The organism is Shewanella sp. SR43-4 (assembly GCF_014163845.1).
Classification (GTDB): Bacteria; Pseudomonadota; Gammaproteobacteria; order Enterobacterales; family Shewanellaceae; genus Shewanella; species Shewanella vesiculosa.
On the sequence record NZ_JACJEB010000005.1, the window covers coordinates 159,484 to 175,656 of the forward strand.

A 16,173-nucleotide genomic window follows, 5' to 3' on the forward strand; every position below is an offset into this window, starting at 1 on the left:
CATGCATTACCTAACCTATGTCTCATTAGCAATTTATTTCATGGTAATGCTAGGCATTGGATTGTTTGCTTATAAACAATCAACAAGCGATGTATCTGGCTATATTTTGGGTGGCCGAAAAGTCAGCCCACAAGTTACCGCACTATCAGCTGGCGCATCGGATATGAGTGGTTGGATGCTTATGGGCTTGCCTGGTGCAATGTTCTTAGTGGGTTTTGAAACCATCTATATTGCAATAGGCCTATTACTTGGTGCTCTGGTTAATTATTTAATTGTCGCGCCAAAACTGAGGGTTTATACCGAAGTAGCGGACAACTCGTTGACCATCCCAGAGTTTTTTGCAAAACGCTTTCATGCACCTAATAGCCATATACGGATTATCGCAGCGGTTATCATTGTCATCTTCTTTACCTTATATACCTCTGCAGGATTAGTTGCTGGCGGAAAGTTATTTGTTTCGGCATTTGATTTAAATTATGAACTTGGTCTGATAGTTACCTTAGGTGTTGTGGTTTCTTACACCCTACTCGGTGGTTTTTTAGCCGTGAGTATGACTGACTTTGTTCAAGGCTGTATTATGTTTGTTGCCTTGGTTTTGGTACCTATTGTTGCCTACCAAGAGTTTAGTAGTGCAGACAAAATGTTGGACTACGCTTATCAGTCGATTCCGCACTTTTCTGATGCTATGCAAAATGTCACCATACTCGGGTTAATTTCTAGTCTTTCTTGGGGATTAGGTTATTTTGGCCAACCGCATATTATTGTGCGTTTTATGGCTATCCGCTCAGTGTCTGATATCAAAATTGCCCGCAGAATTGGCATGAGCTGGATGACAGTCACTATCGTTGGTGCGCTGGCGACAGGTCTTGTTGGTATTGCTTATGCCAATAAATTTGATATGAAAGTCAGTGATCCTGAAACCATCTTTATTATATTTTCAGAATTATTGTTTAACCCTCTAATCAGTGGTTTCTTATTGGCAGCTATTTTAGCCGCGATTATGAGCACGATATCTTCACAGTTATTAGTATCGTCAAGCTCACTAACTGAAGATATCTATCGAGTGGTATCAAAGAAAGAATCAACTGAACAAGAAATGGTCAAAATGGGCCGTTATGGTGTAGCAGGCGTTGCCATTGTGGCGAGTTTGTTAGCACTTGATCGTTCTAACAGTATTTTATCGTTAGTGAGTAATGCTTGGGCTGGATTTGGTGCAGCGTTCGATCCATTAGTATTATTCAGTCTTTATAAACAAAACCTTACTCATAAAGCCGCTGTTGCGGGTATTGTCTCGGGTGCAGCTACCGTCCTCTTTTGGATATATGCTCCTGTACTTGGCGACGGCAAAGCATTAACCAGCGTGATTTATGAAATGATCCCAGGTTTTATTGTTAGTAGCGTAGTGATTTGGATTACCAGTGCTCTTGACTCGGATCCTTGTAATAAAACAGTCGATACCTTCCATGAAGCGAATCGTGTTTTAACCGAGCAACAGTAATGGAGAACAATACTATGTCAACTTCACATTGGAAACGGATTGTGGTTAAAGTGGGAAGCGCATTAATTGCGCCCCATCAACAAGGTTGTAGCAGCCATTATTTGTTAGGTATAGCCCAATTTATCGCGACCTGTCGTGCTCAAGGGTGCCAAGTAGTTTTGGTATCTTCGGGTTCAGTTGCCGCTGGTAAACATCGATTTGCTGAAACTGCAGAGCCAAGTATTTCACTTAAAAAAGCCATGGCTGCAGCAGGCCAGGCAGATATGATGGCGACCTGGGATAAGTTATTTGACTTCCCTTCGGCGCAGCTATTACTGACCCATGGTGATTTACGCGACCGTGACCGTTATATCAGCATTAAAAATACAATTTTTACTCTGTTAGACAATGGCTTGCTGCCCATTATTAACGAAAATGATGCTGTCACAGCAGCCAAATTACGTGTGGGTGATAATGATAATTTATCAGCCATGGTGGCAGCTGCAGCAGATGCTGATGCGTTAATTATTTGCTCTGACGTAAAAGGGCTTTATAACAAAAACCCTAATTTACATGAAGATGCCACACTAATTAAGCAAGTAAGTGAGATTAATGCTGAAATCTACGCAATGGCTGGCGGAGCGACCAGTAGTGTAGGTACTGGCGGGATGCAAACTAAAATCGAAGCGGCAGAGAAAGCGATTTCTCACGGAATTGAAACCATGATTGTCGATGGATTCGACGCAGATACCTTTAATCAACTTTTAAAAGGTCAGAATCCGGGCACGTTATTTACCCCGTATGATGTACCGATGCAAGAACACTTGCATTGGATGATGCATACCTCACAAATTCAAGGTGAGTTAATTGTCGACAATGACTTTAGCGCGGACCTTGAAGAACATGATACCCAACTAACCACTGACGATGTAGTGGCCGTAAGAGGCAACTTTTCCGTCGGCGATACTGTTTTAGTGCGCAAAGGCGATGGCACTAAATTGGCAAAAGCCAAATCAAACTACAGTAGTTGTTTATTACATTTTATTGCAGACCAGGAAGATCGTGAATTTGCCAATAACGCCCAACAAAAAACGGGCCCACTGATCTCTGACAAAAACATCGCCATTTTGGAGCATATATGAGTTTAATTAAAGATTTATCGCAAGCCGCAGCAACAGCTGCACAAACTCTAGCCCTATTAGATGAAAAAGTTAAAAACACCATCTTACTTGATATGGCTCGTGCGCTTAGGGCACACAGCGACGATATCATTAAAGCGAATTTATTAGATCTTGAACACGCCGAAAAAGCTGACTTAGGCGCGGCGATGATAGACAGATTGACACTGACACCTGATCGTATTGAATCCATGGCGGCAGGCATCGAAACCGTTGCATCATTACCCGATCCTGTCGGTATGGTGCGCGAAATATGCCAGCGACCTAATGGGCTTAACATTCAAAAAATGCGCGTGCCTTTAGGGGTTGTGTGCATGATTTATGAAGCACGCCCTAATGTTACCGCTGATGCCGGTGCGTTATGCTTTAAATCAGGTAATGCTGTGATATTGCGTGGTGGTAAAGAAGCGCTTAATTCAAGTAAAATCATTGCTTCTATCTTACAAAATGTGTTGCAAGTATATCAGTTACCTACCGCACTGATCACGGTTGTACCCGACCCAGATCGCGCTTTAATGCTGGAGCTCATGCAGCAACGTGACTTTATTGACGTGATTATTCCACGCGGTGGAGAAGGTTTGATCAACTTTGTGACAGATAACAGTAAAATCCCTGTTATTCAACACTTTAAAGGTGTTTGTCACTTATATGTCGATAAAGACGCAGACCTCGATATTGCAATGTCTTTATTACTGAATGGTAAAACCCAACGCACTGGCGTATGTAATGCCCTAGAGGGATTACTGGTACATCAAGACGTAGCAGCCACATTTTTACCGAAAGTAGCAGCCGAGCTTGCCGCTCATAAAGTACGTATTAATGTCAGCAAGAATGCCCAACAATACTTTGAGCATGCTAATGTTATTAGCGATGATGATTTTGGCCAAGAGTATTTAGATTTAGAAATTGCTATTCGCCAAGTGACTGACTTTGACCATGCGATTAATCATATTCGTCGCTTTGGTAGCCATCACACAGAAGTGATTTGTACTCAAAATGAGTTAACGGCTACGCGTTTTCAACGCACAGTGGATGCCTCAGTCGTGATGGTAAATGCATCATCACGTTTTTCTGATGGTAGCGAACTCGGTCTAGGTGCAGAAATTGGTATTGCGACCAGTAAATTACATGCCTATGGCCCAATGGGCCTTGAGTCACTCACGACTGAGAAATACTTAGTCAGTGGTGAAGGTCAAGTTCGCGCATAATCCAATCGGCACCACAGATAAAAGGCCAAGCGAAAGCATGGCCTTTTCTTTTTAGCGACACTTTCGGAGGTTCCCATCGTTCAACATCAGTCATTAGATCCCAATACCTGTATCGCCTTTATCGGTGGTGGCAACATGGCCAGAGCTATTATCAGCGGCCTACTGAAACAAGGTCACAACAGTGCCAATATTCTAGTGTGCGCCCCAAGTCAAACCACCCGACACGACTTAATCGATACATTCAATGTAAAAGTACATCAAGACAATACCGCCGCAGTTGCGTTTGCAGATGTCATCATTATTGCCGTTAAACCTTTTGTTGTACCGGTAGTGTGTGAGCAATTAAGTGAAGTGATGCAGCACGATAACCGTAAATTAGTTATCTCAATTGCCGCAGGAGTCAAACATGCCACACTGCGCCAGAAATTACATTTTTCACCCAAAGTCATTTGCGCCATGCCAAACTTACCGACCTCCATTGGTGAAGGATTAACAGGTTTATACGCAAGTCCCGACACTCACAAACATGATATTGCCCTAGCAGAAAGACTCATGCGGGCTGTTGGTGAAACGGTATGGTTAACAGAAGAAAGCCAAATGTCGACCATAGTGGCGGCGGCGGGTAGCTCTCCAGCGTATTTATTCTTATTTTTAGAAGCAATGGAAAAAGCGGCTGTCGAACAAGGGCTGCCACAAGAAACTGCCACTAAAGCAGTGCTTCAAAGTGCAATGGGAGCAATATCTATGGCGATGAAGAGTCAGCATAATTTGGCTAACCTGCGCCACCAAGTGACCTCCCCTAAGGGCACAACAGAACAGGCAATATTGGCATTTCAAGATGGCGATCTCGATGAGCTTGTCGCCAATGCAATGGCGTGTGCAACATCAAGAGCAAAAGAGTTATCTATTGGTTAGCTCGATGAACTAGGCTGATGTTAATACCATTGGCCCAATGGCACTGTTCTGGCTGAGAATGACTTGATTATCGCCCGCACTCACTGATGACAGGCTCACGAGTAGCTTACGCCTCGCTCACAGTAACTCTTGTTTGATCAGCTTCAGTAGAAAGGTTTCTCGTTCAATCGATAAGCCTTTTTTACTGCTATTGGCAATCGTATCTAAGTTATGCGCTATAGCCTCATCAATATCAATCCACACCGGCACCATGCCATTATTGATTTCATGGGCTTCAAATTGAGTCTCACCCAGCTGACTGTCGATCTCACAAGTGAAGCAATAAGACAGCATGTTCACCGATGTATAACCCTCTCGCTGCCATGGGCGGTATTCTTCATATAAGCCAAATTCCTTAATATTGCGGATCTCTTGCGCGCCGGTTTCCTCTTGTAACTCCCGAATGAGCCCTTGCTCTATCTCCTCGCCCGCATCGACTCCACCACCTGGTAATGAATAGTCATGATAACGTTGGGTATAAAGCATCAATATTTGATTATCACGAATGACAATTGCACGGGCAGCAATACGAGTCAGCATAGTTTTTTGATTGGCATCAATAAATTCTGCAGGAGTATCAATATGATAACGAGTGGTTAAATAGCGCATTATACGGGTTCATCGCAATAAAAAGCGCATGATACTGTGCCAGAGCTCAGGCTTCAAGTGTGCGTATACACTCATTCAATAGCTGCTTATAAACAAGTTAACACCCGTTTATTGCAAAATATACTCACTCAAACAGTGAAGCTAACTAATGTCACCTTAGTGATTATCAATATAGACAATGGCATAGCTAAAATAGCCTATACTCATACAGACAAATTATTGAGCATTAGAGGCTGTTGGGTTCGCCGCTGAACTAAAGACAATCAAAAGAAGTATCCATCAGCCATACAATAAACAGCTTATCTCGGGGCTCTACGCTAATTATCATCAAGTTAAGTCTGTTTTAACCGAGTCATACAATAATAAGATTTGTTTCGATACCACAGCACATAAAACAACTGACTAGGTGGCCGTTATTATTATATTTTCTCTCATAATCATTATTGCTGGTGCTCGCATAATCTGAAATATAGCCCCTATTATTACCAGGCTTAACGGTTAGCATTGATAGAATTTTACTTTGGAATTTGCTTACGATGAAATTTTGGTTAAAACAATTCGCCCAATATCCACCAGATCATCCCGATTACTGGCGAGTCCAATTAATCGGCTATACATTGCTGATTACAATGAGCTACTTTTTCATTCTTGCCCTGATTAATCTTTTGTATTTTAACAGCTTGGAATACACCTTACTCGATAGTGTTGGCTTATGTATTTCATTTGTTATTTTCTACCATTTCCGCAAAACAGGACGTGTTAAAATAGCCTCTTGGGCGACCACCATAATGGTAAGCAGCTTAATCATGCTATTTGCCATTTCGGCTAAGGGTCAATCCTACTCATTATTTTGGTCAACGCTCGTCCCACTGATTTCATTTTTTCTTATAGGACGGAAATGGGGAACACTAATTTCATGCCTCACCTTCGCCGTATGTGCTTTTTTGGTGTACCAGCAAACTCAAGACCCTGAGCCTGTAACGATTAGAACTCAAGCCTTATTTAATATTATCGAAGTGTGTATAGCACAAGTTTTACTGATTAGGTTTTACGAAAAAACTCGTTTTTCCGGCTATCAGAAACTCGCACTTCGCAATTTAGAAATCCAAAAAATGGCTGAAACAGATAAACTCACCGGGCTGTATAACCGCGACAAACTCGATAAGGTTCTAGAACAACTGCTGACCATTAAAGCCGTGAATAACGACGTAATGCCTGATTCTGGCAGCCGAGATAATAAATCGCCATCGATTGATATTGGCGGAGATGATAAAAACCCCACCGAACCAAGGTTACTTAAGCTGATATCTCGTTTTCAATCGCCTATTTCGGTAGTGATGATCGACATCGATCATTTTAAACGCATCAATGATAATCACGGTCATCTGGTAGGTGATAAAGTCTTATGTGAATTGGCGCATTTACTCCAAAGCCAAATGCGCAATAATGATTTACTAGTACGTTGGGGAGGTGAAGAGTTTGTGATGGTATTACTCAATACAACCTTAAATGACACCATAGAGCTAACCGAAAGATTACGCCAATATGTCGCCAAGCAAAATATTCAAGGTCTGGCACTCACAATAAGCTTAGGCGTTGCACAATACAATTCACAAGACTCTGCTGACAGCATATTAGAGCGTGCAGACAAAGCCTTATACAAAGCTAAATCACAAGGGCGCAATTGCGTGGCAGTGGCTTAATAAATGTAAATGCCACTGCATAATCAATATCAAGCAATGACATAGCATAGTAAGCTTTTTAATTGGCTTTATTAATTGCCTCACTCAGCTCGCTATCGAGTATTTTAGGCACATAATGTTTGCCATTAATACGCTGAATAATTTGGGTCGCGGTTAAATCATGTACCACATTAATCACTGTCGATGCGGCATCGGTGATTGCACCAATGACCACTAAAATAGGGATAACTTCCATCGGTAAACCTAAGGTAGTCACAATAAAAATTTCGCCTAAAAATGCTCCCCCCGGGACTCCGCCAATGATAAATGCAGACAATACCGAAATCAAAATCGTCAGCATAAACACATCTGGAGTAAAATCGAGACCTAATAGCGAATAGATAAACACGATTTTTAGCGCGGTGATCGCTGCTGCACCACCTTTATTAAGATTCACTAATAATGGCAAACTAATCTCTGCAATTTGCTCGTTTAAGCCCATTTTAGCGGCGCTACGAATGGTCACAGGTAATGTCGCTAATGATGAACTAGTGCCTAATGCCGTCACTGCGGGTTCAAGCATATGTTGCCAAAACTGCTTAACCCCTTTTACTCCGCCACCAATCCATGCGTATAGGGTTGAACCTAAGGTAATATATAACGCCATTGCGACAAAAAATAATCCAACAGCTCGAGCAAACGTGCCCATTAACTCAGTATCTTGGCTAGCCATGGTCGCAGCAAAATAAGCTCCAAGCCCAATAGGCGCAACATACATTAATAGCGAAATAACTTTCATGATCACAGTATTTAAACTGTCTAGCATACGTCCAACTCTCTGGCCATCTTCACCTGATTGACCAATGGCCACACCGCCAATCACCGACATAATGATCAAAGCCAAAATGTTTGATTTAGATAATAAACCAACAAAATCATTGGTGGTTAACAAGCTAACAAAATCCATACCGCCTGATGCAGCATCAACCGTATTGGCTAAATCAAGTGTCACGCCTTGGGCAGGATCGTACGCTAACGCCAGCAATACGACACCGACAGCGGGAATAATTGCCATCACAATTGATACCAGCATAATCGACACCAGTATCGCGCCTAATTTCTTTAAATCCGTCATGTGCGCGATAGATGACATCACGCTCACAGCCACTAGAGGTACGATGATCATAAACAATAGATTAAGGAAAATTTGCCCTATCGGCTTGAGCTTTATGGCGAGTTCAGGCGCTAAGCCACCGAATAGCCCACCAAGCAATAAAGCACCCAACAATATAATTGACGAACGATAAGCACGTAGGCTACTGAACATAATGGCTCCTAAAGACAGTTAATCAACACAAAAAATGGCCAGCAAACACGGCCTAAGGAACACTTAACGTACAAGCTAGTAATAAGTTAACTTTTAAATACAGTCACTTATCACTCAGTTGAGCGGTATTTCTCACGAAAACATGTGACGACAAGATGATGGTTTGAACTAAAATATGGCACAAAACCAATAAGATACCAACAACAACCGTACTTCAGCAATCGTTAATAATAACTGTACCATCCACAACACTGTAGGTCGGTTAATTCTAGGCTGATTAATATGCTTTTGTAGTAGCAACTCAAGAATCATTTGTTATAGCAAGAACAAAAAATGACAGGACTAGGCTTAAATCAATATCAGATGAAGGGTATCAAGCAGCTAAGCAAATAACTTCGCTAATCAGAACCTTGAATAACATACCAAGCGAATAGAGGAAGCTTACACACAAGTAAGCTTCCTAAAGTGACATTACATGACGATATAGATGGGCCAACCAAGAAGACCGACTAAACCTTCCTTGTATTCAAATCGCTCTAATCGCTCAGGAGAGGCATTTTGAGCAGCCAACTCTTGATAACTTCGAGAGAAATTTAATGTGCGTAGCAGTGCAGAGTTAAAGTTTTTACCTAAATCCAAACGGATAGCAGCTTCAAGCTCCTTAGGTAACTCAGCCAGGGCGAGCTTAGTTTGTTGCTCGATAAATTCGAGACTAAACCACTGCGGCTGAAGTTCTACACTCGTCATACGCCGTTTAAGATCTGGGCGCACTTTTTTACCGTCGAAAAATATCCGATAAAGCACAGCTTCTGCCAAGGTACTTTCCAGATTGATATAATCCATAGGGTCAAAGGTGCCAGCAATATAAAACTGAGCTAACAATGCATTAATAGATTGCTGGCGATTATGCTCGGTTAAGGCTTCTTGATAATAAACCCAACCTTGCCACTCATCACAATCCGGTGGACTCGACACTTGATCAAGCAAGATTTTATCCACATCGCCATAAACCGATTTGCCATGAAGCCTGTACTGGCTCACTTTAGTTAGCATACCCCAGCCTTTCTGAAACGACTTAACCACGCCGTCATCATTGAGCAGCAACGCAATAGCATTATCTTGATTTTGGTCCGACAACGCCATCAAACCAATACTCACAATACCAATCACATCTTGCGCCGCTTCTTCAAGCAAATGCATTTTATACTTGTTATAAAACTTATCTGCGAACTTAAGGCTCATCAAAATGGCTTTCGCTTTGATCTGTCCCAATTGCTCATTACTAAGCACATCTTCGGTTCGGCCATAAGCCAACACCCGACTCAAATAGGGACCCTGATTTTCGTCACGTAATACCAATTGCATTTGCAGAACCCTTAATCAAGAAAGCTAAACATGTCATCAACTTCAGCATACTCGTCAGTGACTTGGTTCTTTTCTTTCGCCTGAATCACTAATTCACTGGCAAATTGGCTGATAATTAACTGCCAGTCAGAGCCAGTATTACGCAGCATGTTCTTAATCGACTTCTCGACATTAGGTGCTCTATCGCGGATCAGCGCCAGCAAACTTCGCGGATCATCAATGCTCAGACTATGAGCTTCTTCATCGGCTTGCCAATCAGAATACCCCACGGTTTCCTCATCCGCTTCATCATCAAAAGTATCGTTAATCTCATCTTCATCATCACTGCTACCACCTAAGATAAGCTCAATAAATGGGATCGATAGATAAAACAGTGCCGCTGGGTCTTCAGCCAAACATTCTAAAATAGCAGTTTGTTTTTCTTCGCTGTCCTGGATACGGATAAGGTAAGTCATAAAATCAAACGTATGATGCATTAACTCTTCAGCATTACTCTTGATTTTTTCTTCCCAGTAAAGCGGTTGCTGGCAGACGATGTCACGGATCTGTTCTGGCGACATAAGCTCAGACATGATCGATGGACACGAAATATCATGCTGACTGTTAATTTGCGTCAGCGTAACTATGTCCATTTTTTCTATAACTTCAACCAACTGATCATCAGACATTGACGACGCAATTAACTCAAATCTCTTGCTTGCCTGTTTAGGCTCAACATTCGCCAGCTCTTGTATTTCAGCGGCGGTTATTTCAATGAGACTGTTCATTCGATATCCTCATCATATTGGTCATAATAACCTTCTTCATCGCTATCATAGTCATTGTCGTCATCGTTCTCATCACGCTCATGCTCATGAAGACCATCAGAATCATCCTCATCAGCGATTTGCTTGGGCGCTGATTCTCCCTGCGTCTCCAACAAATACACCACAGCACAACTTTCAATGAGCAGATCTTCGCTGTATTTGCGTACCGCAAGTGCCAGAGGTAGATCTGCATTGTTAAATGCAATCGTGGTTTTAAACTCATCCCAAGTAGGATGAATATTCAAGCTAATCCAATGTGCCCATTGACGCTTTGATTCAGGAGAGAACTTGACTCTATCATAAAGCGCTACCGGTAAATATTCAGGGACAGAATCGAGCATCCCAGGATCGGCCAACAATATCGCTCTGATTTGGCAGGTAAACTTTGCTAGTGCATCGGGCGTATCAGGATCGTTATAAGATTCGATATTGTCATGGGCATTATTTTTTAGCTCATTAATGCGTGAAATATTAAGATGTTTAGCCATGGGATACTCAGGAATAATATTCGTCCCACAACTCCCGCATTGCGGCAGTGGGATCAGTGACAATTACGTTGTTAAAATCATTGATAAACGCATTTCGCTGCTTTTTATCTGATAACACTTCGTAAGCTTTTTTGACTCGTTGGAGCTGAACCGATGCTTGTTGTTTCTCATCATCAGACGCCCCAAGTAACTTGTCAGGATGGTACTTGTTCGATAAACGTTTATAGGCTTTTTTTATGTCATCTTCTTTGGCATTGGGTCTAACGCCCAGTACACTAAAGTGGTTAATCATAGTTATTCCTGCAGGCGATGTGGCAGTGATTGCGAGATAAAAAAGTCTGTGAATAGATAATTTTTTAGCCCGCTATTATATCAACATTCACAGGCTAGCAGCAAACATAAACAACAGTTAACTGCTAATCATTTAAAGCGCCAATAACCTATCAAAAATACTGTTGTCTTAAGTGGGGTTGATGTTTGCTGCCGTTAAGATGTCACCAGCCAAGCTTAATCAAGTGTGATGCATCATATTCACCGCCATAGATTGACTAGCATGGCGCTCAAATGGAAAACAAAGGCAGAAATTAGCCCGTATTAATCAAACTCACAAACTCGTTCATTGCTGGAGACACACTGTATTTACGGGTAATAAACACTGTGTTACCTGATTGAATATGTTGCAATGGCCGATAATGCAAATTAAATAATTTTTCAGCCGATTTGGCAATACCACTACTGACAATGGCATAACCAATATCGTGCTTTACCGCACTGACTAAATGAAATAGCGAATCAGTTTCTAACACCACATTAAAACGTAACTGAGATTGTGCCAGCGCATTATCAATATATTGCCTAAACTGCATATTTTGGCTTAACAATACCAATGGCCTTTGCTGCAAATCCTTAAGGGCTAATGCCCCATCGCTCTGTGGGGTATCAAGTTGCGACACTAATGTTTGACTTGCTAGCACGGCCATATCGTTATCTATTTGAGGATAAAAATAAAATGTACGCCGATTCGCCTCAGTAAGATTGTCATCAAACCCCAAACCTATGTCGATTTGATGTAAGGTCAGTTGCTCGATGAGCTTTTCATTAGTGGTCACCAACAAGGTAATCGTAATATTAGGATGCAGCTCATTGAATTGTTTAATGATCGGCATAATATCCACACTCGACTGCGGCACAATACCAATCCGAAGAGAACCAATTAACGGCCCACTAAATACACTGAGTTCTTGCTTTAACGCCACTTGATCCAAGAGCATTTTTTCAGCATAGCGCAACACAATCTGCCCAGCATCGGTTAACGCGACAAACTGACTGCCACGCACCACCAGCTCAGTACCAAAACTTTTTTCTAAAGCCGTGATACTGGCCGATAAGGTAGGCTGAGTAATATGGCAAGCCTTGGCTGCTTTAGCAAAATGCTTAAACTTTGCTAGCTCATAAAAATAATGTAACTGTCTAAGATTCATCCCTCGCCCTTAATACTAGCTATCAATTTCAACATATTAATAGATAAAAACTATCACCGCATAAATTTGTTTGATTGGCTTTGTGCATTAGCGGTCACTAAACTGTGATTAAGATCCCGTTTTGAGTCTACGCCCATGAATGCTGCATACAAATGGTTACCCCCCATAGAACATCTGGTAGAGGAAGCGGCGGCTGCCATTAGCATTAACGGCATTAACTATGCTGTGATGATGGTAACGCCAGATAACATTGAAGACTTTGCCATTGGTTTTTTGTTTTCAGAAGCGATTATTCAACACGATCATGACGTGCATGATATTCAAATAACGCCATCTGATAACGGCTTTATTATTGAAGTAACCATTTCTAATCGTTGTCTATATGCCTTAAACAGTAAAAAACGTCGACTCGTTGGGGCTACCGGTTGCGGGATTTGCGGGGTTGAAGCAATAGAACATGCACTGCCACAATTATCCATATTGCCCATCACCCGTCCCATTGACATTACTGATGTTGAAAGCCTGAAACAGCGCATAACTGACAGCCAAATAAAAGCGCAGCAAAGTGGCGCAATACACGCTGCCCTGGGCTTAACCGCACAAGGCGATATTGTTGCCTGTCGTGAAGACATCGGCCGCCATAATGCCCTAGATAAACTTATCGGCATGTTATTAAGGCAAACAACTACGACTCAAGAAACATCATGTAATACCTTATTAATTACCAGTCGTTGCAGTAGTGAGTTAATCCATAAAGCGGTTCTTTTTGGCGCTAATAACCTTATTAGTCTTGCCTCGCCCAGCCAACTCGCAGTCAAACTGGCACTACAATATAACCTTAATATTATTCACATCCCCAAGTATTCAGCGCCTATTTATTATTCAAATTACGATGCTCATTTCGATGTTAACCGTTTATCGCTGAGCTCTATCGGAGAAATCAATGTCTAGTCATTATCAAAAACCAACCAAAGCCGGTGGCTTTCCTTCACTGCAAGCGACGTTTACTCATGTACTGCGTAGCCAACAGACCAAGCAAAATCTCAAAAACTTACTTCGCGTTAACCAAACCGATGGTTTTGATTGCCCAGGTTGTGCATGGGGTGATAACAAACAAGGTGCATTTCAGTTTTGCGAAAATGGTGCTAAAGCAGTGGCATGGGAGTCGACCGGTAAAGGAGTTGGACGCGAGTTTTTCAGCCAATATTCAGTGCGCCAACTGGCAAAACAAACGGACTATTGGTTAGAGTATCAGGGCCGTTTAACCGAACCGATGCGCTTTAATGCTGTCACAGATCACTATGAACCGGTTACCTGGTCTGAAGCTTTTTCGATCATCGCCACCAAGCTCAACAGCTTAAGTCGCCCTGATCAAGTTGAGTTTTACACTTCTGGCCGCGCCAGTAACGAAGCCTCTTATCTTTACCAATTATTTGGGCGGCTGTATGGCACCAATAATTTTCCCGATTGCTCTAATATGTGCCATGAAGCCAGCGGGGTTGCACTAACTAAATCAATCGGCATTGGTAAAGGTACCGTGGTACTTGAAGACTTTGACGCCGCGGAAGCCATTTTTGTGTTTGGCCAAAACCCTGGTACCAACCACCCCAGAATGATGAATACTCTGCGTAAGGCTGCCAAGCAAGGCTGTAAAATTGTGACCTTTAATAATCTTAAAGAAGTCGCCTTAGAAAAATTCGCCAGTCCACAAAATCCCATAGAATTGCTCACTCCAGCAGCCACCACCATTAGTCACTTGTATTTAACCCCTAAGTTGGGCGGCGATATGGCAGCAGCACGCGGTATGGCTAAATTTATTATTGAACAACGTCCAGACAAAATTGACCATGACTTTATTCAACAGCACAGTGCGTTTTTTGAAGACTATCAACACAAAGTTAAGCACACGAGCTGGGATAAAATTGAACAACAATCTGGGCTAACAAAAGCACAGATTATTCAAGCGGCCACGCTGTTCAGTAACAGTAAAACCGTGATCAGCTGCTGGGCCATGGGGTTAACTCAGCACAAGCATTCGGTCGACATCATAAGTGAAGTAATTAACCTGCACCTTCTGTGTGGTCAAATAGGTAAAAAAGGCGCTGGATTATGCCCTGTCCGTGGCCACAGTAATGTGCAAGGTAACCGCACTATGGGCATTAATGAAAAGCCATCTGCCGATTTTATCGATAAATTGGATAATTACTTTGCTACCACCTTACCGCGCCTAGCGGGCCACAATGTGGTTGAAGCACTGAAAGCGCTGCACAGTAAACAGAGTAAAGTGCTAATATGCTTAGGCGGTAATCTTGCAGCGGCGGCACCTGATACCGACTTTACTTACCAAGCAATGCGCAATGCTGAACTCAATGTGCAAATTAGCACCAAACTTAATCGCAGCCACTTACAAGTGACTCACGATGCATTAATTTTACCTTGCCTAGGTCGCACCGAATTAGACCAGCAAGTTAGCGGTATTCAAAAAATCACCGTTGAAGACACCTTCAGCATGGTTCATGCGTCAACAGGTATGACCGACCCAGTCTCAGAACAGTGTTTATCTGAAATCGATATTGTCGCCCAAATGGCTCATGCTACCTTCAGTCATCTCAATCACAGCCATACTAATCAAAGTCATGCAGGCAATAAGCTCAACTGGCTAGCTCTGCGCGACGACTATAGCCTTATCCGCAATCTTATTGAAAACACGATTACTGGATTTAGCGATTTTAATCAACGAATCGAACAACCAGCCGGATTTTATCTCGGCAATAGCGCAGCTGTGCTGGTTTGGAATACCAGTAATCAATTAGCTCAATTTAATCCGAGTGAGTTGCCCGATTCTGTCATCGCAGATTGTTCAAGCAACGCTCAAACAACTCAGTTATCCGCCGAACAACACCCTATTTTGTTACTGCAAAGTCTGCGGTCTCACGACCAGTACAACACCACGATTTACGGCATGGACGATCGATATCGCGGTATTAAAGGCAAGCGGAATGTATTGTTCATGAACCAACAAGATGCCGTTCAGCTTAATCTCGTTGAAGACCAACTTATTGATATACAGTCTATCGCCAACGACAACATCGTTCGCAAAGTATCAGGCTTCAGTGTGGTTTTTTATGATATCCCGCGCGGTAACATTGCCGCCTATTACCCTGAAACAAATCCGCTAGTCTCCATTAACAGTGTCGGAGTCGGTTCATCTACCCCAACATCAAAATCGATCCCGGTGATCATTACGCCATCAAGTAAACAAGTGATTAATGTGGCACTAGTATAAGAGTGTCGAAAGACACTCTTTCACAAAAAATCTATGACTAAGCGTAAATAATACCAATGCCATTTGTGTAAACACTGGCATTGGTATTAGCGGTCATATTAGGGGGCATATTAAGAGTCCATGTTAGCGAGTTATAATGCGCCAGCTTACAAAGAGTGATGATTTGTCAGTAAACACCTTAACCACAGTGGTCAGTAAATCAATTAACCTTAGCTTGGGTTAAATAGCCGCACGACGAATTACAGTAAAGCTTGAAACCTACTCAATCACGCCATCTTTACACTTCTTTAATTGAATAATTAAATGAGATTA

General features: G+C 42.2%; 14 protein-coding genes. 7 read left to right on the forward strand and 7 right to left on the reverse strand.

All coding sequences use genetic code 11. The features are described 5' to 3' along the window. Position 1 precedes the first annotated feature (1 nt). The 4 genes from putP (at position 2) to proC (ending at position 4,778) form a co-directional block, all read left to right on the forward strand. Complete coding sequence (putP, locus tag H5123_RS07375; protein ID WP_182697532.1) at positions 2-1,498, forward strand: sodium/proline symporter PutP; 1,497 nt, start codon at positions 2-4, stop codon at positions 1,496-1,498. A gap of 14 nt (positions 1,499-1,512) precedes the next feature. Beyond that, positions 1,513-2,619, forward strand: coding sequence for a glutamate 5-kinase (proB, locus tag H5123_RS07380; RefSeq protein ID WP_124015505.1), 1,107 nt, complete (start codon positions 1,513-1,515; stop codon positions 2,617-2,619). Next, complete coding sequence (locus H5123_RS07385; protein ID WP_182697533.1) at positions 2,616-3,863, forward strand: glutamate-5-semialdehyde dehydrogenase; 1,248 nt, start codon at positions 2,616-2,618, stop codon at positions 3,861-3,863. Before proB ends, H5123_RS07385 begins: the two co-directional genes overlap by 4 nt. Before the next feature lie 75 nt (positions 3,864-3,938). Continuing rightward, complete coding sequence (proC, locus tag H5123_RS07390) at positions 3,939-4,778, forward strand: pyrroline-5-carboxylate reductase (protein ID WP_182697633.1); 840 nt, start codon at positions 3,939-3,941, stop codon at positions 4,776-4,778. Between the two features lie 117 nt (positions 4,779-4,895). Here proC and H5123_RS07395 read toward each other — a convergent pair whose 3' ends face one another. Further along, the gene (locus tag H5123_RS07395; RefSeq protein WP_182697534.1) at positions 4,896-5,426 is read right to left on the reverse strand and encodes an NUDIX hydrolase; all 531 of its coding nucleotides are present in this window, start codon (positions 5,424-5,426) and stop codon (positions 4,896-4,898) included. A gap of 536 nt (positions 5,427-5,962) precedes the next feature. On the opposite strand from H5123_RS07395, the gene H5123_RS07400 reads away from it, so the two are divergent. After that, on the forward strand, positions 5,963-7,129 hold the full coding sequence (locus H5123_RS07400; RefSeq protein WP_220487573.1) for a diguanylate cyclase: 1,167 nt from the start codon (positions 5,963-5,965) through the stop codon (positions 7,127-7,129). A 58-nt stretch (positions 7,130-7,187) separates the two neighbouring features. Here H5123_RS07400 and H5123_RS07405 read toward each other — a convergent pair whose 3' ends face one another. The 6 genes from H5123_RS07405 to H5123_RS07430 form a co-directional block, all read right to left on the reverse strand. After that, on the reverse strand, positions 7,188-8,435 hold the full coding sequence (locus tag H5123_RS07405) for a dicarboxylate/amino acid:cation symporter (RefSeq protein ID WP_124015500.1): 1,248 nt from the start codon (positions 8,433-8,435) through the stop codon (positions 7,188-7,190). A 471-nt stretch (positions 8,436-8,906) separates the two neighbouring features. Then, positions 8,907-9,800 (reverse strand): hypothetical protein, encoded by an 894-nt coding sequence (locus H5123_RS07410; RefSeq protein WP_182697535.1) that lies wholly within the window; start codon positions 9,798-9,800, stop codon positions 8,907-8,909. A gap of 11 nt (positions 9,801-9,811) precedes the next feature. Then, positions 9,812-10,567, reverse strand: coding sequence for a hypothetical protein (locus H5123_RS07415; RefSeq protein WP_124015498.1), 756 nt, complete (start codon positions 10,565-10,567; stop codon positions 9,812-9,814). Further along, entirely contained in the window at positions 10,564-11,094 is a 531-nt protein-coding gene (locus tag H5123_RS07420; protein WP_182697536.1) for a hypothetical protein, read from the reverse strand. The genes H5123_RS07415 and H5123_RS07420 overlap by 4 nt, the downstream gene beginning before the upstream one ends. A 7-nt stretch (positions 11,095-11,101) precedes the next feature. After that, complete coding sequence (locus H5123_RS07425) at positions 11,102-11,386, reverse strand: J domain-containing protein (RefSeq protein WP_124015496.1); 285 nt, start codon at positions 11,384-11,386, stop codon at positions 11,102-11,104. A 292-nt stretch (positions 11,387-11,678) separates the two neighbouring features. Further along, positions 11,679-12,575, reverse strand: a complete 897-nt coding sequence (locus H5123_RS07430) for a LysR family transcriptional regulator (protein WP_182697537.1) — start codon at positions 12,573-12,575, stop codon at positions 11,679-11,681. A 135-nt stretch (positions 12,576-12,710) separates the two neighbouring features. Here H5123_RS07430 and fdhD point away from each other — a divergent pair, with 135 nt between their 5' ends. Next, complete coding sequence (gene fdhD / locus H5123_RS07435) at positions 12,711-13,526, forward strand: formate dehydrogenase accessory sulfurtransferase FdhD (protein WP_182697538.1); 816 nt, start codon at positions 12,711-12,713, stop codon at positions 13,524-13,526. Next, on the forward strand, positions 13,519-15,861 hold the full coding sequence (locus tag H5123_RS07440) for an FdhF/YdeP family oxidoreductase (protein WP_182697539.1): 2,343 nt from the start codon (positions 13,519-13,521) through the stop codon (positions 15,859-15,861). The genes fdhD and H5123_RS07440 overlap by 8 nt, the downstream gene beginning before the upstream one ends. Positions 15,862-16,173 lie beyond the last annotated feature (312 nt).